The organism is Halomonas sp. KM072, from assembly GCF_050710315.1.
Lineage (GTDB): Bacteria > Pseudomonadota > Gammaproteobacteria > Pseudomonadales > Halomonadaceae > Vreelandella > Vreelandella hamiltonii.
In genome coordinates this window covers 393,546-416,905 of the sequence record NZ_CP136132.1, presented here as the reverse complement: position 1 = coordinate 416,905, position 23,360 = coordinate 393,546, and the positions used below count along the sequence as shown (strand labels likewise).

Annotated in this window: 20 protein-coding genes; 4 read left to right on the top strand and 16 right to left on the bottom strand. The window is 62.1% G+C overall.

All coding sequences use genetic code 11. From position 1 onward, the window contains the following. The 4 genes from RVM26_RS01965 to RVM26_RS01950 form a co-directional block, all read right to left on the bottom strand. The gene (locus RVM26_RS01965; RefSeq protein ID WP_287806382.1) at nucleotides 1-858 is read right to left on the bottom strand and encodes a PA4780 family RIO1-like protein kinase; all 858 of its coding nucleotides are present in this window, start codon (nucleotides 856-858) and stop codon (nucleotides 1-3) included. A gap of 20 nt (nucleotides 859-878) precedes the next feature. Beyond that, on the bottom strand, nucleotides 879-2,276 hold the full coding sequence (gene dbpA, locus RVM26_RS01960) for an ATP-dependent RNA helicase (RefSeq protein WP_498940490.1): 1,398 nt from the start codon (nucleotides 2,274-2,276) through the stop codon (nucleotides 879-881). A gap of 108 nt (nucleotides 2,277-2,384) precedes the next feature. After that, the gene (gene ybaK / locus RVM26_RS01955; protein WP_498940489.1) at nucleotides 2,385-2,852 is read right to left on the bottom strand and encodes an aminoacyl-tRNA deacylase; all 468 of its coding nucleotides are present in this window, start codon (nucleotides 2,850-2,852) and stop codon (nucleotides 2,385-2,387) included. A gap of 54 nt (nucleotides 2,853-2,906) precedes the next feature. Then, complete coding sequence (locus RVM26_RS01950) at nucleotides 2,907-3,791, bottom strand: cation diffusion facilitator family transporter (protein WP_287806373.1); 885 nt, start codon at nucleotides 3,789-3,791, stop codon at nucleotides 2,907-2,909. 109 nt (nucleotides 3,792-3,900) lie between these two features. Between RVM26_RS01950 and RVM26_RS01945 the strand changes: the two genes are divergently transcribed. Both RVM26_RS01945 and RVM26_RS01940 read left to right on the top strand, forming a co-directional pair. After that, on the top strand, nucleotides 3,901-4,770 hold the full coding sequence (locus RVM26_RS01945) for a LysR family transcriptional regulator (protein WP_189462632.1): 870 nt from the start codon (nucleotides 3,901-3,903) through the stop codon (nucleotides 4,768-4,770). Nucleotides 4,771-4,974: 204 nt separating this feature from the next. Further along, nucleotides 4,975-6,384, top strand: coding sequence for a PhoH family protein (locus RVM26_RS01940; RefSeq protein ID WP_287806371.1), 1,410 nt, complete (start codon nucleotides 4,975-4,977; stop codon nucleotides 6,382-6,384). 70 nt (nucleotides 6,385-6,454) lie between these two features. Here the strand turns inward: RVM26_RS01940 and RVM26_RS01935 are convergent, their stop codons facing one another. The 10 genes from RVM26_RS01935 to RVM26_RS01890 form a co-directional block, all read right to left on the bottom strand. Next, nucleotides 6,455-7,459, bottom strand: coding sequence for a YihY/virulence factor BrkB family protein (locus tag RVM26_RS01935; protein ID WP_287806368.1), 1,005 nt, complete (start codon nucleotides 7,457-7,459; stop codon nucleotides 6,455-6,457). Then, nucleotides 7,456-9,225, bottom strand: coding sequence for a proton-conducting transporter transmembrane domain-containing protein (locus tag RVM26_RS01930; RefSeq protein WP_498940485.1), 1,770 nt, complete (start codon nucleotides 9,223-9,225; stop codon nucleotides 7,456-7,458). The genes RVM26_RS01935 and RVM26_RS01930 overlap by 4 nt, the downstream gene beginning before the upstream one ends. Further along, nucleotides 9,222-10,727: a complex I subunit 5 family protein gene (locus RVM26_RS01925; RefSeq protein WP_498940483.1), complete on the bottom strand. Its 1,506-nt coding sequence runs from the start codon at nucleotides 10,725-10,727 to the stop codon at nucleotides 9,222-9,224. The genes RVM26_RS01930 and RVM26_RS01925 overlap by 4 nt, the downstream gene beginning before the upstream one ends. Continuing rightward, nucleotides 10,724-12,214 carry a complex I subunit 5 family protein gene (locus tag RVM26_RS01920; protein WP_498940481.1) on the bottom strand — a complete coding sequence of 497 codons (1,491 nt, stop codon included), beginning with the start codon at nucleotides 12,212-12,214 and terminating at the stop codon, nucleotides 10,724-10,726. The genes RVM26_RS01925 and RVM26_RS01920 overlap by 4 nt, the downstream gene beginning before the upstream one ends. Further along, nucleotides 12,211-12,900 (bottom strand): hypothetical protein, encoded by a 690-nt coding sequence (locus RVM26_RS01915; protein ID WP_498940479.1) that lies wholly within the window; start codon nucleotides 12,898-12,900, stop codon nucleotides 12,211-12,213. The genes RVM26_RS01920 and RVM26_RS01915 overlap by 4 nt, the downstream gene beginning before the upstream one ends. 50 nt (nucleotides 12,901-12,950) lie before the next feature. Further along, on the bottom strand, nucleotides 12,951-13,616 hold the full coding sequence (locus tag RVM26_RS01910) for an alpha/beta hydrolase (protein WP_039175719.1): 666 nt from the start codon (nucleotides 13,614-13,616) through the stop codon (nucleotides 12,951-12,953). A 72-nt stretch (nucleotides 13,617-13,688) separates the two neighbouring features. Continuing rightward, on the bottom strand, nucleotides 13,689-15,458 hold the full coding sequence (locus tag RVM26_RS01905) for an SLC13 family permease (RefSeq protein ID WP_287806355.1): 1,770 nt from the start codon (nucleotides 15,456-15,458) through the stop codon (nucleotides 13,689-13,691). Nucleotides 15,459-15,711: 253 nt separating this feature from the next. Further along, a complete protein-coding gene (locus RVM26_RS01900) occupies nucleotides 15,712-15,915 on the bottom strand; it encodes a cold-shock protein (RefSeq protein WP_009101184.1) in 204 nt (67 codons plus the stop codon). 190 nt (nucleotides 15,916-16,105) lie between these two features. Further along, on the bottom strand, nucleotides 16,106-17,773 hold the full coding sequence (locus RVM26_RS01895) for a GMC family oxidoreductase (protein WP_498941695.1): 1,668 nt from the start codon (nucleotides 17,771-17,773) through the stop codon (nucleotides 16,106-16,108). A gap of 51 nt (nucleotides 17,774-17,824) precedes the next feature. Further along, on the bottom strand, nucleotides 17,825-19,336 hold the full coding sequence (locus RVM26_RS01890; RefSeq protein WP_039175712.1) for a CoA-acylating methylmalonate-semialdehyde dehydrogenase: 1,512 nt from the start codon (nucleotides 19,334-19,336) through the stop codon (nucleotides 17,825-17,827). 139 nt (nucleotides 19,337-19,475) lie between these two features. Between RVM26_RS01890 and RVM26_RS01885 the strand changes: the two genes are divergently transcribed. Continuing rightward, complete coding sequence (locus RVM26_RS01885) at nucleotides 19,476-20,384, top strand: LysR family transcriptional regulator (protein WP_498940476.1); 909 nt, start codon at nucleotides 19,476-19,478, stop codon at nucleotides 20,382-20,384. A 256-nt stretch (nucleotides 20,385-20,640) separates the two neighbouring features. After that, complete coding sequence (locus RVM26_RS01880) at nucleotides 20,641-22,023, top strand: NAD-dependent succinate-semialdehyde dehydrogenase (protein ID WP_498940474.1); 1,383 nt, start codon at nucleotides 20,641-20,643, stop codon at nucleotides 22,021-22,023. Between the two features lie 104 nt (nucleotides 22,024-22,127). Here the strand turns inward: RVM26_RS01880 and RVM26_RS01875 are convergent, their stop codons facing one another. Next, entirely contained in the window at nucleotides 22,128-22,607 is a 480-nt protein-coding gene (locus tag RVM26_RS01875; protein WP_427775149.1) for a phosphatidylglycerophosphatase A family protein, read from the bottom strand. Then, nucleotides 22,607-23,341 carry a tellurite resistance TerB family protein gene (locus RVM26_RS01870; protein WP_475312806.1) on the bottom strand — a complete coding sequence of 245 codons (735 nt, stop codon included), beginning with the start codon at nucleotides 23,339-23,341 and terminating at the stop codon, nucleotides 22,607-22,609. Before RVM26_RS01870 ends, RVM26_RS01875 begins: the two co-directional genes overlap by 1 nt. Nucleotides 23,342-23,360: the final 19 nt, after the last annotated feature.

Here is a 23,360-nt window from a genome sequence, read left to right as displayed (position 1 = left end):
CTAGTCTTCGTCGTCATCGCCGCGCAGGCGCGCCAGGCGTTCGGCTTCCTCTTCCTTGGCGTCGTCGATGACTTCCATCAGCTCTGCCACGTTGGCAATGTGGCTGTCGAACTCGAAGTGGCCGGTCAGCTGGCTTTCGGGGTGCAGCTCGCCGGACTCATAGAGCGCCCACATCTCCTTGCCGTAGTGGGTGTCCAGCAGCTCCGGGGCAAAGCGGCCAAAATAGGCGCGCATGTTGTTGACGTCGCGCTCGAGCATGGCGGCGGCGCTGTTGTTACCTGCGGCATCCACCGCCTGGGGCAGGTCGATGATGACCGGGCCGTCGGCATCCACCAGCACGTTGAACTCGGATAAATCGCCGTGGATGAGACCGGCACACAGCATACGCACCACGTCCTGGATCACTTTGGCGTGATAGCGCAGCGCCTGCTCGTGGGTCAGGGTGACATCGTCAAGGCGCGGGGCCACATCGCCCGCCGCATCGCTGATCATCTCCATCAGCAGCACGCCATCCACGAAGCCATAGGGCTTGGGAACGCGCACGTCGGCAGCGGCCAGCCGATACAGCGCGTCCACCTCGGCGGAGAGCCACGCCTGCTCCTGCTCTTTCTGGCCGTAGCGGGTCTTCTTGGCCATGGCCCGCGCGCGGCGGCTGTTGCGCTCCTTGCGCCCTTCCTGATACTGCACCGCCTGCTTGAAGCTGCGCTGCTTGGCCTCCTTGAAGACCTTGGCACAGCGCCTCTCGTCACCACAACGTACGACGTACACCTGCGCTTCCTTGCCGCTCATCAACTGCATCAGCACCTCATCGATCAGGCCATCGTCGACCAGGGGCTGTAATCGTTTGGGTGTTTTCATGGCTTGCTGCGCTGATCCTGTTAGTGACGAATGCGGCGCACTCGGAAAGCACGCCCCTTGAGTTTATCCCGCTCCAGCTTGGCCTGGGCGCGTTGAACGGCACCGCGCTCCACCGCTACGTAAGCGCTGCGGGCCAGTACCTTGATCTTGCCCACCTGATCACCCCGCAGGCCGCCTTCGCTGGTCAAGGCGCCCAGAATGTCGCCTGGGCGCAGCTTATCTTTCTTGCCACCTGCCAGCTGTAGTGTGGCCATGGGTGGCTCGAACGGAGTGCTGTCGGACGCCTTGGGCAGCGGCTCGGGGGACAGCGGCTCGCCCAGCAGCTCCGCAAGGCGTTCGAGGCGATACTGCTCCTGCGGGGTCACCAGCGTGCAGGCGATACCGCTGGCACCGGCACGCCCGGTGCGCCCGACCCGGTGTACATGAACCTCCAGCTCGCGGGCGATCTGGTAGTTGAAGACGGCATCCAGCTGGGCGATGTCCAGCCCACGGGCGGCCACGTCCGTAGCAACCAGAATCGACGCACTCTGGTTGGCGAACAGCACCAGCAGCCGATCACGATCCTTCTGCTCCAGGTCGCCGTGCAGGGCCACCGCACTGAAACCCGCATCGACCAGACTGTCGGCCACCGCCTGGGTTTCGCGCTTGGTGTTGCAGAACACCACGCTGGTAGTAGGGCGGGTGGCCAGCAGCAGCTGTTTCAGCGCCGCAAAGCGTGCGTCGTCGTTGGCCACGGCGTAGAAATGCTGCTCGATGGTGGTGGCATCGTGGGTCTCTTCCACCTTGACGCTGACCGGGTCGCGCATGACACCCCGTGTCATGATGGCCAAGCCTTCGGTCGACTGCTCGTCCGGGAAGGTGGCGCTGAACAGCAGTGTCTGGCGGTCGGCAGGCGTGTCGGCAATGATGTCGTCGATGGTGGCTTGAAAGCCCATATCGAGCATGCGGTCGGCTTCGTCCAGCACCAGGGTCGTCAGTGACCCCAGCGTCAGCGAGCCTCTGCGCAAATGCTCGTCAATGCGCCCCGGCGTGCCCACCACGATATGCGCACCGTGCTCCAGGGAGGCCAATTGCGGGCCAAAGGCCGCGCCGCCACACAGTGTCAGCACTTTCACGTTGGCCATGCCGCGCGCCAGACGGCGCAGCTCTTCGGCTACCTGGTCTGCCAGCTCCCGGGTCGGGCACAGCACCAGCCCTTGCACGCTGAACGCTTCCACCCGGAGCTGAGAGAGCAACGCCAGGCCAAACGCGGCGGTCTTGCCCGAGCCGGTCTTGGCCTGGGCCATCACGTCGCGGCCCGCCAGCATGGGCGGCAGGCTCTGCGCTTGAACCGGCGTCATCTGGTGATAGCCAAGGGAGTCCAGCGTGGCAAGCAGCGCAGGCGACAGCGCAAGAGATGCAAAAGAGGTATCTGACACAAGAAATTCCTGAAGGGGCATGAGGCCCAGCAATTCGATAATGTGAAGCACCATACCAGAAAGCTCCCTGCCCTGCCTGACTGGGAGCGGGCCGCCCTTGGCATGGCGTCAGGCGGAGAGCGCCGCGAATTGCCCCTGGCTCAAGGCGGCCAGGTCATCGGGGGAGAGCTCGATCTCCAGCCCACGGCGCCCGGCACTGACATACAGCGTGGGCCACGCCTTTGCAGAGGCATCGATGAAGGTGGGCAAACGCTTTTTCTGGCCCAGCGGGCTGACGCCGCCCAGCACGTAACCGGTGCTGCGCTCTACTGCTTCAGGCGCTGCCATCGCCGCCTTCTTGGCCCCTGCGGCCTTGGCAATCTGCTTCAGCCCCAGCTGGCAATCGACCGGTACGATCCCCACGGCCAGCTGCTTGCCATCCAGGCTGACCACCAGCGTCTTGAACACTTGTGCCGGTGAAACACCCAGCTTTTCGGCGGCTTCCAGGCCATAGGACGTAGCCGCTGCCTCATGTGGATAGTCGTGTACCTGAAAGGCAATGCCTGCTTGCCGTGCACTATTGATGGCCGGGGTCATGGAGGTCTCGTGAGTTGAACGTGGCGGTGGACATCTCATCGTCTACTGCCAAACTTAATAGCGTGTCAACGCTTTGGAAGTCGCCAGTGTAATGCTCATGACCGGGCGCAAATTACGCTGCTTGCAGTGCTGCTCGACGCTTTCCACGATCTCTTCGGCGTCATCGATCTGCTGCTTGTCCAGTTGGATATCCACCATCAGGAAACTGCCCACCTGGGCCAGGCGCACATCGTCGTCGGCAATATCGAAATCCGCCACTTCCTGAATCACTTCCTGACGAACGCTGCCCACGGGCTCACCGAACATCAGTTCACGCAAGGCATCCTTGACCATGCGAATCGGCATTGGCAAGAAATAGCCCGCGATAATCAGCACCATGACCGGGTCGGCGAACCGTGCCAGATGCGCCCAGGGCGTCAACGTCAGCCCCCAGGTCAGCACGAACCCCAGCATCACGGCGGCACTCAGCCAGGTATCCATCTGCCACTGACGAAGCTCGGCATTCAATAGCGAAGACTTGGCAACCCGCGCATGACGCGCCAGCCACCACCACGTCACCAGACACCCCGTGACGTTGACCACACCAAAGATCAGAGCCAGGTCCAGGGTCACCAGGCGGCCTCCCTGAGCCAGGCTCCACAGCGCCGAGACCAGCGAAAACAGGCAGACCAGGGCAATCACCACGCCTTTGAGCAGCACTGCCAACGGCTCTACCGTCAACCGCCCAAAGGGGTAGTGATCATCAGCGGGCTTGCGCGCCTGCTGAAGGGCAAACAGCGACAGCGAGGCCAGCACTAAACTTAATAGCGAATAGCCGCTGTCGAAGAGTATCGTGATCGAGCCACTGGCCAAGCCGATCGCCAGGCCGGTAAACGCGAACAGACTGGCAGAAATGGCGGAAAATCTGAGCGCACGGCGCTCTGCGATGAAGGGGGTCACGCGAATTGCTCCATGAAAAGTAGGTATAGCGCGAGGTATCATAGGGAGACCTGCCACGTTAAACCAATCGCTCAGCGCCAATATTATTGGCACCCAGGAAGGCAACATCATGCGCGCAGAACAGGTGGAAGCATTTATCGAAGTGACCGAACACGGCTCCTTTGCGGCGGCGGCTCGGCATACCGGCATGAAACGCAGCACGCTCAGTGCGGCCGTGAACGCACTGGAAGATAGCCTGGGGGTGGCGCTGTTCGAACGCTCGGGCAACAGCCTGCAGCTCACGGCGGTGGGCGAAAGCGTGTTGCCGGACTGCTACCGCCTGCTGACCAGTGCCAGCCGGATCAAGAAGCATTGCCAGCAGCATTTGCAAGGCGTCGAGAGCCAACTGTGCATTGCCCGCGACGATGCGCTGCCAGAAGCCTTCTGGCGTCAGGTCATGCACGAACTGAAGCAGCGCTACCCGCTGACCGCCATTTCGGTGTACTTGCTGCCCCCGCAAGAGCACCCACAGTTCGTGGTGCGTCAAACCGTGGACATCGCTTTCGGCCTGTATACCGCCGAGGGCACCACGGTGAAGGCCAATCATCTGGCACCGGTCAGCATGAGCCTGGTGGCCGCTCCCGATCACCCGCTCAGCCGCCTGCCCAGCGTCACCCGAGATGATCTGGCCCAGTACACGCAGGTGTGCCTGACCTTCGACCAGGGCGACAGGCTGGTCAGCGAAGCGCTGTTTTCGACCAACTACCTGGGGTTGACGATGTTCGAGGTGATCCGTGATGCGGCGATCAACGGCACCGGCTGGGCACTCCTGCCCTACCCGCTGGTCAAAGGAGCATTGGCCAACGGCCAGCTCTGCGCGCTCAATCATGACCTGGCGCTGGAGAGCCACTACTACCGCTACGTGGAGGGCGAAAGCCTTGGCGTGGTAGCCACCGCGCTATTGACCAGCGTTACGCGTTTTCTGAGCGCGACTCGCTAGGCCTCGAACGTCATCACCACAGGGATCAATGACTACGTTGAAATATCGCGGTAGCGAAAATGGCCAAAGCCTTCCACGCTATAAGCAAGTACTTAACAAGGAGGAGCAGGACACGCTAGCGAAGCGGCACAGGTAAGTGTCATCCAAGCGTAAAGAGCATCTGCCAGTGTCGGTATTGCCGTCAACCAAGGAGTAGTTTCCGCGATGGTACGACTCGATAAGAAAGCCACCAGGCTGTATGTGCTGGATACCAACGTCCTGATTCACGACCCCGCCGCGCTCTATCATTTCGATGAGCACGATGTGGTCATCCCCATGACCGTGCTTGAAGAGCTGGACAAGCACAAGAACGGCATCCGTGAAATTGCCCGCACCGCTCGCCAGATCAGCCGCACCCTGTCCGACCTGACCAATCAGGTCACCTTCGATGAAATCCAGAAAGGCATCCCCATTCCACGTATCAGCGGGGAGTCCGGTCGGCTGCACTTTTTGTGCTACAACGACCTGAAGCCGTTCGACGCGCTGGATGACAGTCCCGACAACCGCATCCTGGCAGAGACCTGCCGCCTGCGTGACGAGCGCCCGGATGCCTCGGTGATTCTGATCACCAAGGACATCAATCTTCGCGTCAAGGCTGCCGCGCTGAAAGTGCCCGTCGAGGACTACCTCAACGACCGCGCCTTCTCCGACAGCGATGCGATGATCGAAGGGGCCAAGGTGTACGAGGCCGCGGGCCTGGGCGGTGCCTCGCTTTGGGAAAGTCTCAACGTGGAGGTCAATGTCGAGCGCGTCGCGCACCACACTTTCTACCAGCTCTGCGGCACCATGCCCAGGGACTGGCATGTCGGCATGCTGGTGTCGGATAGCGAAAACGGCGCGGAATTCGAAGCCATCGTTCGGGAGCTATCGCCCTCCTCTGCCCGCTTGCAGCTGCTTACCAACTACCGCCACCACGCGGGCGTCTGGGGGGTACACGCCCATGACAGCCGCCAGAACTTTACCCTGAACCTGCTCATGGACCCCGAGATCGACCTGGTGACCATTGCCGGTAATGCGGGCACCGGTAAAACCTTCATGACCCTGGCCGCCGCGTTTCAGCAGACCCTGGACAGCAAACGCTTCGAACGCATCGTGTTCACTCGAGCCCCCATTCCCATGGGCGAAGACATCGGCTTTCTGCCGGGCACGGAAGAGGAAAAGATGTCACCGTGGATGGGGGCCTTCCATGACAACATGGATAACCTGCTACGCAACGAAGAGGGAGAGTCGAGCTGGGACAACGGTGCCACGCGGCAGTTGATCGGCTCGCGGGTGCAGATCCGCTCGCCCAGCTTCATGCGCGGGCGCACGCTCAACGATACGTTTCTGATCATCGACGAGGCGCAAAACTTCACGCCCAAACAGCTCAAGTCGCTGGTGACACGGGCAGGACGCAACACCAAGATCGTCTGCCTCGGCAACGTGGGGCAGATCGACACTCCTTATCTGACCGCCAACACCTGCGGCATGGCCGCCGTGGTGGAGCGGTTCCGGGATTGGCCCCATGCAGGTCACATAACGCTGAAAAGCGTCGAGCGCTCACGGCTGGCACTGGCAGCAGAGGAACTGCTTTGAACAGCCACTGACGTCGTCGTCCTACCATCCAACCCACGACCGCACAGCCTGGCTGGGCGGTCGCCGCTGCTCAATCCTGCGAGTCGCGATCCTGCCAAGGGGTCTTCACGCCCACCGTATCCGCGGCAAAGGCGTCTCTGTCACCCAGCGGGCGCGGCTCGCCGGTGGTGGTGTCCTGGTAGGTCTGGCGCTCCATTTCACAGTTGATTTCGGCCCCCAGCAGCACCACGAAAGCCGACATCCAGAACCACAGCATCAGCGCCACCACGGCGCCCAGTGAACCGTAAAGCTCGCTGAAAGAGGAGAAGTAGCGCACGTAAAGCGACACCCCCCCAGACCCCAGCAGCCAGGTGGCGGTGGCCAGCAGCGTGCCGTAGCTCAGCCAGCGCCACTTGGCCGCTCGGCGGTACGGTGCAAAGCGATACAACAGCGCAATCAGCAGGCTCATCAGCACCAGCAGCGCTGGCCAGCGCAGCCACTGCAACAGCTTGTCAAAGGGAGGCTCCACCATCAGCCATTCCACCAGCATGGGCACCACGGCAATGAACCCCAGCGACACCAGGGTCATGCCGATGAGCCCGAACGTCAGCGCCACCAGCACGACCAGGCGCAACAGTGCGGGCCGCTTCTCACGCTCGCCGTAAACCACGTTGAGGCCCACCACCAGCGCCGACACCCCTTTGGAAGCGATGTACATGGCCACCATCAACCCAGCCAGGGCGGCCATGACGTTGCCACGCTGGGCACTTTCCACCACGTCCTGGGCCTGCTGATCGATCAGGTTGGCCGCATCGGACGGCATGAAACGGCTGATTTCATAAAGCTGGCGCCCTGCTTCTACCGGGTCGAACAGCAGCCCCCAGATGGAAATCACGGCGGCTATGGTGGGGAACAGCGCCAGCAAGGCGTAGAACGCCACGCAGGCAGCGTACATGGTCACCCGGTCTCGGCGGGCCGCCCTCAACACGCGCCAGCCGATATCCAGCCAGCCTAGCCGGGGTATGTCATCCGGCGTCACGGCCTGGCGCCCTCGGTCTGCCTGGTACGCTTGCGACCCCGCCTGTGGCTTGCTCATGCCCGTCCCTCCCACATCAACAGTAGCGCCAGCAGCACGGCCATGGCCATCATCAGCCCGCTGCCGTGCTGGCGCAGCCAGGGCTCTGCACGCAGGCTGTGCCTGAGCAGTTGCATGACCGTTCGCTCGAAAGCCAGGCTGTGCGCCACCGACGCAGCTTTGACGCGCCCCAGCGCATCACTGAAGCGCTGACAGCCCTGCAGGGCATAGCCTGCCAGCGGCGCGTACAGCCACCATAGATCGCCCGCTGGCGGTGGAGAAACTTTCACACGCTGGCGCAGGGAAAGCGCTACCACCAACGCCAACAGACCCACCGGGAAAGGCCAGACGATACCGGCCCACTCGGCCAACGGCGGCACCTCGGCACCGTACAGCGGCAGCCACAGCGGGGTGGCCAGCGCGGCCACCACGGCGGCCAACCAGGCGCCCCACTGCATGGGGTGGCTGCCACCGCTCTTGCGCAGCTGCCACTGCCGCCACAGGCACACGCTCACCAGCAGCGAGGTGCCCACGGCTGCCCAGGTCAGCAATAGCACCAGCGTGGTCAGTTGGGCATCGTAAAGCACCGATTTGACTCCCCACTTGCTGACCAGCCCGGCTGCCAGGGCACCTGTCAGCGATACGCCCGGCAGCGCCATCAGCGCAAACAGCAGCGGTACACGCCAGCGGGGCATGTGTTCGCTGATGCTGGTTCCCATGAACAGCGCCCCTTTGGCCAGCGCATGATGGGCCGCAAACAGCACCAGTCCGGGCAGCAGCAGTAGCCACGCCTGAGGCACCGTCAACCCGGTGCCTACCAGCGCCGTCAGCATGCCCATCTGGCTGATACTCGAATAGGCCAGTACGGCCTTGGGGTGACGCTGCCACACACCATACAGGGCAGCCCCGAACGCAGCGGCCAGCCCCAGCGCCATCATGGCCTGGCCCAGCAGTACCAATTCAGGCGCCAGGCCCGACTCCCCCAGGGGCAGCACGTTCAGCCAGCCCAATAGCCCGGCCTTGATCATGGCACCGCTGAGCACCGCGCTGGCAGGCGCAGGGGCGACCGGGTGGGCCAGCGGAAGCCACACATGCAGCCCCACCACCCCGGCCTTGACGCCAAACCCCAGCCATAGCAGCAGTGCCATCCAGGCACCGTGCTCCGAGCGGGCAATGGCCTCGCGAACGCCCTCCAGGGTCAAGGTGTCGATGGAGCCAGCCGCCCATAGCAGCCCCCCCAGAATCAGCCCTTCGCCCAGCACGGCGAGAATCAGGTAGGCCCGAGCCCCCAGCCGCGCCTCGGCGCTGCCGCTATGCACCACCAGCGCGTAGGCGGCAAAGGTCATGAGCGCAAAGCCCAGGTAAAAACTGGCAATGTCCTGGGCAAGGATCAGCAGGACATTGCCCAGCAGGGCCAGGGGCCACAACAGCGTCAACCGCTGCAAGCGCCGCTGGGCGTCGTCATCGCCCCCCCGAGCCAAGGCTTCCTCGGCGGCAAAGTAGCCCCGGGCATGCAGCGCTGCCAGGCTCCATAGCAGCGCGCTGAAGGCCAGCCAGGGGCGGCTCAGCGCATTCAGCTCCCACCAGCCCCCCAGCATCCAGGCTTCCAGCACCCAACGGCCTTCACCCATATAAGCCAGCAGTAACGCAGGCCAGGCGGCGCTGACCCACAGCCACGAACAGTAGCGCCGCTGCGCTGGCGGGGTGCGGTAGGCATGCCATACCGCCCCGGCAGCCACGCACAGCGGCCAGAGCAAGGCCACGGCCAGCAGCAGTGTCGTCATCATGGTAGATACTCCCCTACCGCCACCCGCGTTGCCCAGTCCAGGGGGCTAAACGGCAAGCCTGCCAGCAGCCCGGCCCCCAGGCTGGCCAGCGCGGTAAACACGGCTGGCCACAACAGCCAGCCATGGGTTTCCAGGCGCCCCAGACGCTGCTCGTTGGGCCACGCACCCACCCCGTGATCGGGCCCCTGCCGGAACCAGAGCCGATGCAGGATAGGCAGAAAGTAAATGGCGTTCAGCGTGCTGCTGGCCACCAGCACCGCCACCACCCAATACATCTCGGCCTGAATGGCACCAATGCCCAGGTACCACTTGGTGATGAACCCCGCGATGGGCGGCAGCCCGATCATGCCCAGCGCCCCCACGGTAAAGGCCAGACTGGTCAGCGGCATGCGTTTGCCAGCACCATCCATCTCATCGATGCGATGGATGCCCAGCTCTTCGGCGTAGTTGCCCGCGCAGAAAAACAGCGTGACCTTCATCAGCCCCTGGTGGAGCAGATGGGCGAGCGCACCGATGGTGCCGAAAGGCCCAAGCAGGCTGACCCCCAGAATCACATACGACACCTGACTGATGGTCGAGAAGGCCAGCCGTGGCTTGAGTTCCTGCTGGGCGATGGCCCTCAGCGAGCCGTAGATGATGGTGATGGAGGCCGCGATGGCCAAGGCCGTGGTCACCCCCAGTTCGACGCTCAGCTCGATCCCGTAGAGGTCATAGATCACGCGGAGAATGCCGAAGGCCCCCGCCTTGACCACCGCCACGGCATGCAACAGCGCACTCACCGGAGCAGGCGCCACCATGGCTCTGGGCAGCCAGCCATGCAGCGGCACCATGGCCGCCTTGACCGCCAGGCCGCCGACCAGCAGCACGAAAATCAGCGTCAGCAGGCCACGGTGGTCGGCCAGGTAAGGCGACAGACCCCGCTCGGAGGCAAAGGAGTGGTCGCCTGTCAGGCTATACAGCAGCACGACCCCCAATAGCAGCACGACCCCGCCGGTCAGGGTGTAACGCAAATACACGCGCCCTGCCGCCAGCGCCTTGGCCGTGCCCGAATGCACTACCAGCGGGTAGGTCGAAAGCGTCAGCATTTCGTAAAAAATCAGGAAGGTAAACAGGTTGCCGGAGAGCGCAATGCCCAGCGTGCTGGCCACGCAGAGGCTGAAAAAGCCAAAGAAGCGCTTGCGGTTGGCCGCATGCTCCAGGTAGCCAATGGCGTACACAGTGGTGCACAGCCAGAGCAGCGATGAGAGCCCGGCGAACATCACGCCCAGCGCATCGGCGCGCAGTACGAAATCGACGCCCTCGACAATCTGGAAGCTGAAGGTGTCCTCGTAGCCTTCCGCCACGCGCCCGACCATCAGCACGACCAGCACGAGCTTGCTGACCGCCGCCAGCAGATTGATGCCGGTACGCCAGCGCCGCGCCTCTTCAGGTAGCGCAAAAATGGCCACGGCGGCCAGCATGGACGTCGCCAGTGTGGTCAGCGGTAACCAGGCTGCGTTCATGCGCCACCTCCTTGTAGCAGGGCCAACGGCAAGTGGGCCAACAGACCCAGCAGCAGCGCGGCCAGGGCAAGCGCCAGTGCCACCGCATCCATGCCCGGCGCCAATGGCTGGTAGTCATGGCGCGGTGCGGTTTCATCGAACGAGTAGCGGAAGACCCTGAACACGTAGGCCGCGGTCAGCAGCGTTCCCGCCAGTAATGCTGCAACGGCAAGCCACTGCTGAGTGAGCACCATGGCCTGCAGCAGCAGCCACTTGGCCGTGAAACCGCTGCTGGGTGGCAGGCCCATCAGCGTGATGGAGGCGATGCCGAAAGTCAGCAGTGAGAGCGGCAGTCGGCGGCTGGTGCCCGCCAGCGCTTGCAGAGCACTCTTGCCGGTGGCCAGCAGCAGATTGCCGGCCGCCAGAAACATCGCCGCCTTGGCCAGCGAGTGCCCCATCAGCTGTAGCCAGAAACCCTCCCAGGCCAGCGCCTGGGGCAGTGGCGAGGCTTGCGGCCCCAGCAGTAGCGGAAATGCCACCATCAAATAACCCAGCTGGCCCACCGTGGACGAGGCGATCAGGGTTTTCAGCGATACTGCCCGCCATGCCACCAGCCCGCCCCACAGGATGGCCGCCATTCCCAGCCAGCCCACCAGCTGCGGGGCCAGCCAGGTATCGGGCAGCAGCACGCTCCACACCATCAGCAGAATGAACAGCGAGGCCTTGATGACCAGCGCCGCGTGCAGGGCGCTCACTGGCGTCCAGGCGTTTTCGTGCACCGGGGTCAGCCAGCCATGCAGCGGAAACAGCGCCGCCTTCAGCGCCAGCCCCGCGCCTATCAGCGCCGCCGCAATCCAGCTCACCGGGCCTGGCTCGACCACCTGGGCCAGGCCCATCAGCGTCAGTTCCCCCCAGTACCCCAGCAGCAGGGCAATGCCCAGCAGGAACGCCAACGACCCCACCAACGCCAGCAGCAGGTAGCGCATACCGGCCTTGAGCGCACTGCCCTTGCCCGACAGCAACAGCATGCCGACGGCGGCCAGCCCCATTAGCTCCAAGGCGGCGTAGAGCGTCAGCAAATCGGCCGCCATCCAGATCAACGACAGCGCGCTCACCAGAACGCCCATGAGCAGCCACAGCCAGCGCCCCTGAGGGCCAGCCTGGGAAAGCGCCAAGTGCCCAGGGGTATACAGCGCAGCGGCCAACGCGACCCACTGGGTAATCAGCAGCATGAAGCCGCTCACGCCACTGAAGCGCAGCGCCAGATCCACCCCTGCCAGCTGCCACTGCCAGCGCAACACGCCCGCCTGCTGGGCATCCATGACCATCCACAGGCCTGCTACCAGCACCGGCGTACAGGCCAGCAGGACGGGCACCATGCGCGCGGGACGCAACCAGGCCCCCAGCAGGCCTATCAGGGCAGGTAGCAGCAGAACGACCAGCAGCGCCCAGTGGGTCGACCACAACGGCTCGAAAGTGCTGTCATGCAAGCCAAAACGCCAGCTCATTGTGAAGCCTCACGGGGGGCCAGGGGGGCTGGCTGCTCATCGACCAGGGCCGACACCCCTTCCAGCTGCAGCAGATGTCGTATCAACAGCACGCCCAGCAGGGTGCCCAGCCAGGCAATCAGCAAGCCCACGCCAATCAGCGCCTGGGCATTGGGCAAGGGGCCCGCCATGCCTGCCAACAGCAGAAACACACCCGACCCCAGCACGTTGAAGGCCATTAGCCGACGCAGCCAGTGTCGATGCAGTGCAAAAGCCCCCATGGCCGCCGAGACCATGACCACCGCCGCCAGCATCAAGGGGTGTTCGCTCAACGAGTAGGCCATGTCGGGCAAGAGGTAGCGCAGCGCGGCGCCGATCATCACGCTCCACGCCAGCGCCAGCAGCCCACGACTGATGACATGCCCGGCCCCGTGCTGCACTCGGTCGTAGTGGGCAGCCTCTGGGTGAGCCGAGGGAAATGCCTTCAAGGCATAGAAGAAGCTGCCGCCGGTGAGCACGCCCCCCAGCACCAGCTCCATCAGCCCCAACCAGGGCGCCTGCCACTGCCACCAGGCCAGGCTCATCAGCAGCGTGAACAGCAAAAACAACCGACAGGTCCGCCGCAGATGGCGGTCCAACAGGCAGGCAAGCGCCACTGCCACCAGGCAAAGCGCCAGCCCAGCTTCCAATATATCCACCGACATCATGAAGTGCCTCCGCCTATCCTGTGCATTGGCCAGCGAAAAAGGAGGCCGTACTACGCGAGCCGTTCGCTCAACCACCTGCCGATATCGTTGACCTGCTGCGGGCAGAGCGCGTGGGCCATGGGATATTGACGATAGTTCACCGAGTAACCGAGCGCCTTGAGGCGCTCGGCGCCAGAGCGGCCAAGCGTTTCCGGCACGATGGGGTCAAAGTTACCATGATGCACCTCAAGGGGGATATGGCGGTTGGCCTCGGCAAGTTCAATGCTGTCGGCGGTGGCAAAGTAGGTCGACATCGCCAGCAACCCGCCCAGCGGCTGGGGGAACGAGAGAGCCGCCTGATAAGCCACCGCGCCGCCCTGAGAGAACCCTGCCACGATGATGCGCTGGCTATCGATGCCTTGATCGATCTGCTCCTGAATCAGCGCCTGAATGCGCGCAGCAGAGGTTTTCAGCTGCACTTCGTCGACCCGGCGCCCCAGGTCCATGGCCAGGATGTCATACCAGGCAGGCATTACCATGCCCCCATTGATGGTCACCGGCAGGCGCGGCGCATGGGGCATGATGAAGCGCACATGGGCGCTTTCCGGCAAGGCCAGCGCAGGCACCAGCGGCTCGAAATCGTGCCCGTCGGCACCGAGTCCATGAATGATGAACACGCACGCATCGGCGGGTTGACCATGTTGCGGCTCGATAATCAGTTCGCCTGGAGCTGTCATGTCGCATTCCTTGGTGGCTGTCAAAAGCGCCACCCTAGCGTAAAGCGACGCGTTGGGCGAGTCCTTCCCCACTTAAAACGGCCACACCCACGGAATCAACGTCACCGCAATGGCCCCGGTCAGCAGGTTCAAGCCACCTCCTACGCGCAGAAAGTCCCCCAGCCGATACCCCCCTGGGCCATGCACCATCAGATTGGTCTGGTAGCCAATGGGGGTCAGGAAACTGGCCGACGCAGCAAACATGACGGCCACCACGTAGGGCATGGGATTGACGCCCAGGCTTTCGGCCGCCGCCATCACCACCGGAAAGATGATCACCGCCGCCGCGTTATTGGTCACCATCTCGGTGAGCAGCGCCACCACGCAGTAGGTGCCCAACAGCAGTAGCCAGGGATTACCTGCCACCAGAGAGAGAATACCGCCCGCCATCACGTCGGCTGCTCCAGAGGTTTGCAGCGCAGCCCCCACGCCGAACGAGGCCGCAATGGTCAGCAGAACCTGAGTATCCAGACCCCGTTTGGCTGCGCCTACCGTGCAGCAACCGGTCAGCAGCACCATGGCAGCGCCCAGCATGGCAGCATTGAGCATGCTGAGCACGCCAAAGGTCGCCAGCATCACCGCCCCCAGCAGGATCGCCCAAGCCAGCGGCGCCTTTTCATGCACCGGCCTGGCCGCACCGTTGAGTTCACTGATCAGCAGGAAATCCTTGGACTGGCGATGGCGCTCGATGAACGGCGGGCGAGCCTCGAGCAGCAGCACGTCCGCTGGCTGCAGGCGTACCTGCCCGAGGTTGCCGGTCACCCGCTCACCGCCGCGACAAATCGCCAGCACCGCCGCCCCGTACAGAGTTCGAAAGCGTCCGTCGCGAATGCGCTGGCCAATGAACTGGCACTGACTGGAGACCACGGCTTCTACCAAACGTCGTTCCTTGAACTCCTTCTCCAGGCTGGAAGCGCCATCCCGGGAGGGAATCAGCCCCCGGATCTGCTGCAGCTCCACGGCCGCCGCCGAAGTGCCCACGAACACCAGCCGGTCACCGCCCTTGAGCTGCTCGCCCGGCCCCACCACGCTGACCACGTTACCGTCACGCTCGATCTCGACCAGAAACAGCTCCTGAAGATGCCGCAGCCCCGCCTCCTCCACGGTGCGGTTCACCAGCACGCCAGTGGGGTCCACCTCCATCTCGATGGTAAATTCTCTGGGGTTGGCAAAGGCATTGGCGACGCCTTTACGGGCAGGCAGGATGCGCGGGCCCAGCACGATCAGGTACGCAAGCCCGGCCAGAGCCACCGGCAGGCCAACCCAGGCCAGGTCGAACAGCCCCATGGCCAGCTCCGGGTAGCGCTCCACCAGCAGCCCATGCACCACCAGATTGGTGCTGGTACCGATCAGCGTGATGGTCCCGCCCAGAATGGAGGCAAAGCTCAGCGGCATCAGCAGCCGCTGGGGAGACAACTTCAAACGGCGGCTCCAGCTCATCACCGCAGGGATATAGGTGGCCACCACCGGGGTATTGTTGAGAAAGCCGCTCAGCGACGCCACCGGCAGCAGCAGCCGGGTCAGGGCGCCCCGCTCGGTGCTCGGGCGGCCCAGCACATAGCGAATGATCAAATCGATGCCGCCGGTTTCACGGATGCTGGCCACCAGCACGTACATGAACGCCACGGTGAACAGGCCGCTGTTGGAGAAGCCTCCCAGCGCCTGCTGCGGGTCGATGACCCCCAGGGTCATCAATACCACCACGGCTCCCAATAGAATGATATCGGGGCCCAGGCGCGACAGCGCCATGAGGGGGAAAATCGTCAGCACCACCCCAACGGCAATCCAGGCATCCAGCGGCATAAACCCATATCCTTGATAAACGAACCTGGGGATATTGTGCCGCCCGCCCGATATTCTAAAAAGTTATTTTTAGAAACACAGTAAGAACAAAATAGAATATACCCATGAGGGGTGAGGTGAGGTGAGGTGAGGTGAGGTGAGGTGAGGTGAGGTGAGGTGAGGTGAAAATCGTGGCAAACAAAAAACCCCGCACGAAGGCGGGGTTTTTTTACAGGCTGACCCGTAGATCACCTGACAACATCATTCGTTCAGATTACAGAACTTTGATGTTGGAAGCCTGAAGGCCTTTTTTACCCTGGGTGACGTCGAAGGAAACCTTCTGGCCGTCTTGCAGAGTTTTGAAGCCGTCAGCTTGAATTTCGGAGAAGTGCGCGAACAGGTCGTCGCCATTGTCGTCCGGAGAAATGAAGCCGAAGCCTTTAGTGTCGTTAAACCACTTAACGGTACCAGTTGCCATGATCGAAATCCTCGATTTAGCTTAATGAAGAGCCGGGTAATACCCGAGTTGCAGTGGGTAGAACAAGAAACTTTCACCAGACTCAACGCGAGAGCGTTTCGATACTGCTGACTACGTTCGACTTGCTAACCAACTGCATGCAGCATGCGCTTAACAACGCTGCACGTCAACACTATGATGGAAAAAAATGTCAGTGCAATGAATTTTCTTCCAAAATCCATCCGGCGGCCTTTTCGGCGATCATCAGCGTCGGCGAATTGGTGTTGCCACTGGTGATGGTGGGCATCACTCCCGCGTCGGCCACCCGCAGTCCAGACACCCCGCGAACCCGCAATTGCGCATCCACCACGGCCATGGGGTCGTCGTCTTTTCCCATCCGCGTGGTGCCGACCGGATGGAAAATCGTCGTGCCAATATCCCCTGCCAAACGGGCCAGCTCCTCGTCGGTCTGGTACTCCACGCCCGGCTTGATCTCTTCCGGGGCGTATCTGGCAAAGGCGGGCTGCTCGGCGATGCGTCGCGTCACCCGCAGCGAATCGGCGGCCACCTTGCGGTCCTCGGGGGTGCTCAGATAGTTCGGCGCGATCGCCGGTGCCTGGCGCGGGTCGGCGCTTTTCAGGCGCACGGTGCCTCGGCTGGTAGGGTTCAAGTTGCACACGCTGGCGGTGATCGCAGGGTACGGGTGCAGCGGCTGCCCAAAGGCTTCGAGACTCAACGGCTGCACGTGGTACTGGATATTGGGATACGGCTGGTCGTCGGAACTACGCGTGAACGCGCCCAACTGCGACGGCGCCATGCTCATGGGTCCCGTGCGCCGCGTGAGGTACTCCCATCCGATACCGGCTTTGCCCCATAACGTGCTGGCCATGGCGTTCAGCGTTTTGGCATTGCTGACACGATACACCGAACGTATCTGGAGGTGATCTTGCAGGTTCTCGCCCACCCCCGGCAGGTCGTTCACGACCTCGATGTCATGCTCGGCAAGGTGCTCGGCGGGACCGATGCCCGATAACTGCAGCAGGTGGGGCGAGCCAATCGCGCCGGCACACAGCACGACTTCCTTGCTGGCCTGCACGCGCAGCGTCTTGCCTGCTCGCACCACTTCGACTCCTTCGCAGCGGGGGACGGTCTGATAACGCTCGAAGCAGAGCCGATTCACCTGGGTGGAGTGCCACAGCGTCAGGTTGTCCCGCTTCAAGGCCGAGCGCAAGAACGCCTTGGCCGTGTTCCAGCGCCAGCCGTCGCGCTGGTTGACTTCGAAATAGGCAACGCCTTCGTTACTGCCTCGATTGAAGTCCTCGGTTCGAGGAATACCGGCCTGAACGGCAGCTTCGGCAAAGTCATCCAGCACCTGCCACTTCAGGCGCTGCTTCTCCACCCGCCACTCGCCGCCGTGGCCATGAAACGCGCGGTGAGTGTCATCACCGTCGCTGCCTTTATCCAATCGGTAGTGGTTTTCGTGTTTGATAAAGTCCGGCAGGCAGTTCTCCCAGCGCCAGGCATCGCTGCCGGTCACTTCCGCCCAGTGGTCGTAATCCCGCGCCTGGCCGCGCATGTAGATCATGCCGTTGATACTGGAGCAGCCCCCCAGGGTCTTGCCGCGCGGGTAGATCAGCGAGCGACCGTTCAACCCCTGGTCGGGCTCCGTGCGAAACAGCCAGTCGGTGCGCGGGTTGTTGATGCAATACAGGTACCCGACGGGTATATGAATCCAGTGGTAGTTGTCTCGGCCACCGGCTTCGATCAGCAGCACCCGATTGTTCGGGTCGGCGCTCAGTCGGTTGGCCATCAGGCACCCAGCGGTGCCTGCGCCTACCACGATATAGTCAAAGCATTGCATGGCGGCATGAGCCGCCATGGGGGTAGTTGTATTGTTGGACATGCGGGTGACTCCGGTGAAGAGCGGGCGTTACTTCGCCGTGGGCATCACGAATTCGGCACCGGCGTCGATGGAGTCAGACCAGCGCTGCATGATCGACTTCTGCTTGGTATAAAAGCGCACGCCCTCTTCGCCATAGGCATGGGTATCGCCAAACAGCGAGCGCTTCCAGCCGCCGAAACCGTGCCACGCCATGGGCACGGGAATCGGCACGTTGATGCCGACCATACCTACCTGGATACGGCGGCCAAACTCACGGGCAACGCTACCGCTTTCGGTGAAGCAGCTCACGCCGTTACCAAACTCATGGTCGTTGATCAGCTGAATGGCGGTGGCCACGTCCGGCACGCGCACACACACCAGCACCGGGCCGAAGATCTCTTCTTTATAGATCGTCATGTCGGGGGTCACGTGATCGAACAGCGTGCCACCCATCCAGAACCCCTCGGCGCAGCCTTCTCCCGCGTTGGCGCCGTCGAATTCACGGCCATCGACGATCAGCTGTGCACCCTCGGCCACGCCCTTTTCGATGTAACCGGTAATGCGCTGATGGGCCTGGCGGGTCACGATGGGGCCCATTTCGGCGTCCAGCTGCATGCCATCCTTGACCTTCAGCGCCTGGGCTCGCTCGGTGAGCATCGGCACGACTTTATCGGCAACGTCGCCCACCAGCACGGCCACGCTGATGGCCATACAGCGCTCACCGGCGCTGCCGTAGGCGGCACCGATCAGCGCATCGACGGCCTTGTCCAGGTGGGCATCGGGCATCACCACCATGTGGTTCTTGGCGCCGCCCAGCGCCTGCACGCGCTTGCCGTGCTTCGCGCCACGCTCGTAAATCAGGTTGGCAATGGGGGTGGAACCGACGAACGACAGCGCCTTCACCTCCGGATGATCGATCAGCGCTTCCACGGAGTCCTTGTCGCCCTGCACCACGTTGAACACGCCATCCGGCAGGCCCGCCTGCTGCAACAGGTCGGCAATCATCAGCGAAGCGCTGGGGTCCAGCGGGCTGGGCTTGAGAATGAACGTATTCCCGGCGGCAATCGCGATGGGAAACATCCACATGGGCACCATGGCCGGGAAGTTGAACGGGGTGATCCCGGCCACCACGCCCAGCGGCTGTCGCACGGTCCAGTTGTCGATGCCGGTACTCACCTGCTCGGTATAGTCACCCTTCAACAGCTGAGGGATGCCACAGGCAAACTCGACGATATCGATGCCACGCGCCACTTCCCCCTGGGCGTCGGTGAACACCTTGCCGTGCTCTTTGGTGATCGCTTCGGCCAGCGCATCCTTGTGTGTATTGAGCAGCTCCAGAAACTTGAACATCACCCGAGCGCGGCGAATGGGGGGCGTGTCGGCCCAGGCAGGGAAGGCCGCCTGGGCCGCCTGCACGGCCGTATCCACATCCGCCGCCGACGCCAGTGCCACGCGGCCGGTGACCTGACCCGTGGCCGGATTGAACACGTCCTGGGAAGTACCAGAGGTGCCTTCGCTGCGCTGGCCGTTGATGAAGTGGTGAATGGCGTGAGTTGTCATTGTCGCTACCTTTATAAACATCGTTTAAGTGGTGAGGAGAATCTGCCCTAGACTACTCGGCGCCACAGGCCAAGCAATTGAGTAATTTTTAACCCGGATATAAGCTCTGCTAATAACATGACAACGAAGGTCATCGACCATGCAGGAGTACGCCACGCTACGGGCCTTTGTGGCCGTTGCCCATACCGGCAGCGTGTCTCGCGCCGCTGAACAGCTGCACCTCACCCAGCCTGCCGTCAGCCTAAAGTTGAAGCAGCTTCAACAACACCTTGGCCTGACGCTGTTCACCCGCCGCCCTCAGGGCTTGCGCCTCACTGCCGATGGCTATGCCCTGCTGCCCGCCGCCGAAAACGCCCTGGCCAGTGCGCTGGCATTCGAACAAAGCGCCAGTGCCCTGCACAGCACCCTGCGCGGCAAGCTGCGCATCGGCACCATCGTGGACCCTGAATTCATCCGCCTGGGCGATTTTCTCAGCCGCCTGATGGCCCGAGCACCCCAGCTGGAAACCGAGCTTCACCACGGCATGAGCGGCAGCGTATTGGACAGCGTTGAGCAAGGGGAGTTGGATGTGGGCTTTTTTCTCGCCCCGCCCGGCGAAGGTACCGGCAATAGCGCCCTGGCGTGGCGGGAGTTAACTCACTTTCACTACCACGTGGTGGCACCGCCGGGCTGGGAAGCCAAACTTGCCGACACCCGCTGGGAGGCGCTTGCGCAACTACCCTGGATTGTAACTCCCACCGTGTCAGCGCATTCGCGACTACTTAAGCGGGCGCTGACCGCAAGCGGCGCGACTCCGAACCGTGTTGCCCAGGTCGACCAAGAGGCGTGTATGCTGGATTTAGTCAGAGCAGGCGTGGGCCTGAGCCTAGCGCGAGACGCTCTGGCCATGGCCGAACGCCAAGAGAGCGGCTTGGCGGTGGCAGACAACGTTCGCCTGCCCTGCGCATTAAGCCTGATCTGGCGCTGCGACCGCGCCACCGAGCCCACGATTAAAGCCGCACTAGACACCCTCGATACGGTGTGGCCGCATCGGCTAAGGTCGCTGTAAGGAAGCGGAACCTGACAAGTAACCCTCTCCGTTACCCTCAAAAGCGCCAAGACGCTTTATCCGCCTTGGCGTTTTTTTATGGAACGATTTCCTATGCGACTTGCCCCAACGTGAGCGTTATTAAATGGCTAATTATTCATTTGGGCAAAACGCCATTTTTCTACTAAGGTAAAAAGTCAGCATTAATAGACCAGTCGGCTAAAGGACTACTCTACTTGATTGAACGCCCCGTTGATCTAAAGAGATAGGAGATCTTATGAGCAACACCATTACGACAGTGAACCCGACCACCGGCGAAACGCTTGAGACCTACACGCTGATGGATGAAAGCCAGGCCAAGCAGATAGTCGAGGCCAGTCATGAGGCGTTTTTAGACTGGCGGCTCAAGCCGCTAGAGCACCGCGCCAAGGTGGTGAAAGCGATTGGCGAAGCCATAAACGCGCATAAAGAAGAGCTTACCGACCTGATGGTCAAAGAGATGGGTAAGCTGCCCTCGCAAGCGCGCCTGGAAGTGGATCTCTGCGTCGGCATTTGTGACTACACCGCCGAACATGGCCCCACCAAGCTGGCCGATGAAGAGCGCAAACCCGGCAACGGCGAGCGCGGTATTGTTACCTACTCCCCCATGGGCGTGATTTACGGCATTCAGCCCTGGAACTTCCCTGCTTACCAAGTGGTGCGTTACTCCATCGCCAATATTATGGCGGGCAACAGCGTGCTGCTAAAACACGCTGAAAACGTGACGGGCAGCGGCCTGCTGCTGGAAAAAATCTACCGCGAAGCGGGCCTGCCGGAAAACGTTTTCCGCACGCTGGTGATTTCACACGATGTATCCGACACCATCATCGCCCATAAAGCCGTGCGTGGTGTGACCTTGACCGGCAGCGACGGCGCTGGCCGCAAAGTGGCCGCCAAAGCCGCCGAGCATCTGAAAAAGACCGTACTAGAGCTAGGCTCCAACGATGCCTACTTGGTGCTGGACGATGCCGACCTGGACGTGGCGGTGGATACCTGCGTCACTGGCCGCGTGTTTAACGGCGGCCAAACCTGCGTAGCGGCAAAACGCTTTGTGGTCACCGAAAAGAACTACGAAGCGTTTAAAGAGCGCTACGTGGCACGCATGAAGGACTTAAAAGCAGGCGACCCGACCAAAGAAGATAGCGACCTAGGCCCGATGGCCCGTGTCGATCTTCGTGACGGCCTTCACAAACAGGTGGAAGAGAGCGTGCGTAAAGGCGCAAAAATCCTCTGCGGTGGCGAAAAACCAGAAGGTAAAGGGGCATTCTACCCGGTCACCGTGCTGGATAACGTCACCCCCGGCCAGCCCGCCTATGACGACGAGCTGTTTGGCCCGGTTGCCGCGTTGATTCGTGCCAAAGATGATGAAGATGCCATGCGCATCGCCAACGACAGCCGCTACGGCTTGGGCGGCGGCATCATCTCCAAAGACGTGAAGCGCGCCACCGAGCTTGCCAGCAAGTATTTCGATACCGGCATGGTGTTTATCAACGGCTTTGGTGTGGCAACGCCTGAAATGCCGTTTGGCGGCGTGAAAGATTCCGGCTACGGCCGTGAGCACGGCGGCTTTGGTATGCACGAGTTCGTCAACATTAAATCGGTGATTGTGGTGCAAAGCTAACACCGCCAAGCCCATCGGCTTACGATGGGCTAATCCATAAAAACGCCGCAGTGTCGTTTATGACCTGCGGCATTTTTTATGGGTAGCGTATTTTAAAAGTGGCGTTAGACGATTTTCTGCTGCCAACGCTGCCATAGCATCACTATCAGCGCGACCACCAGCCAGCTTACCAGCGCGGCAATCACATCATCCAACACAATGCCCAACCCACCGCTCACGTATTCTGCTAAATGAATGGGGGGCGGCTTCAAACCGTCGAAGAAGCGATAAACGCCAAACGCCAAGGCCAGTACCAGCGGATGGCGAGCGGCTTTTAGCCCCAGCACTACCAGCGGGAAGGCGACGTACTCATCGGCGACAATGCTACCGTGATCCAAACCATCGTAGTGCCACGCCGCGATATGACACACCGGCACCGCGGCCACCAGCATCAGCGCGATGATGGCAGCCTGCTGCCCGGTCGGGCGACCCAAGAGCCACCACGCCAGCGGCAAGCCAATCAGTGACCCAAAGGTACCCGGCGCAACGGGCGCTAGCCCCAACCCAAAGCCGGTAGCTAGCCAAAAATTAAACGTATCGAGCATTAGCCAGCCTGCTGTGCCTGACGTTCAAGCTCCGCCGCCATCTCTGGCGTTAGGTTTAGCGCGCTGGCGAGTTGATCCAACCATGCCCGCTCCATGGGGTTTTGGTCGTCAATCACTGCCACGCTGATGAGATACATCTCGCGAGCTGCCTGGGGGGAGTCCGCCTCACGGGCGAGTGCCTGGGCATCCAGCGGCGCTTTTAGCTGCTGTTCCACCCAGCGGTGCATCTCCTGATCCGCGCCAAGGGCATCGATTTGATCGGTGATTAGCGCCTGCTCCTGCTCGTCGATATGACCATCCGCCCGGGCAGCCATGATCATTGCCTGCAGCAGCTCCAGGCTGCGGCGCTCTTGATACTCACCGCTCAACACCTCGACACGCTCGCCTTCTGATGAGGATTGGGTCCCAGCCCCCTTCTTCTCCTTCTCCTGAGTACTTTGCCATGCCTTCCAGGCCAGTACGCCGACTCCCGCAATGGCACCATACTTGAGCGCTTTGCCGCCCATACTGCGGCCACGCTTCGAGCCCACCAGCATGCCCAGGGCACTGCCGCCCAGCAGGCTTTTCACATCAAAACCGCTGGAACCGCTGCTTTGACGCGTACCTTGGCTGCTATTACCGCCTAAATGGCGGGAGAGCCCATCAATCACGCCTTTGACATCCATGCCGCCGCTGCTGCCTTTGCTACCACTGGCCTGGCTCATCAGCTGCTGTAGAATTTTGCTTGCGTTCATCCTTGCACTCCTCAATAAA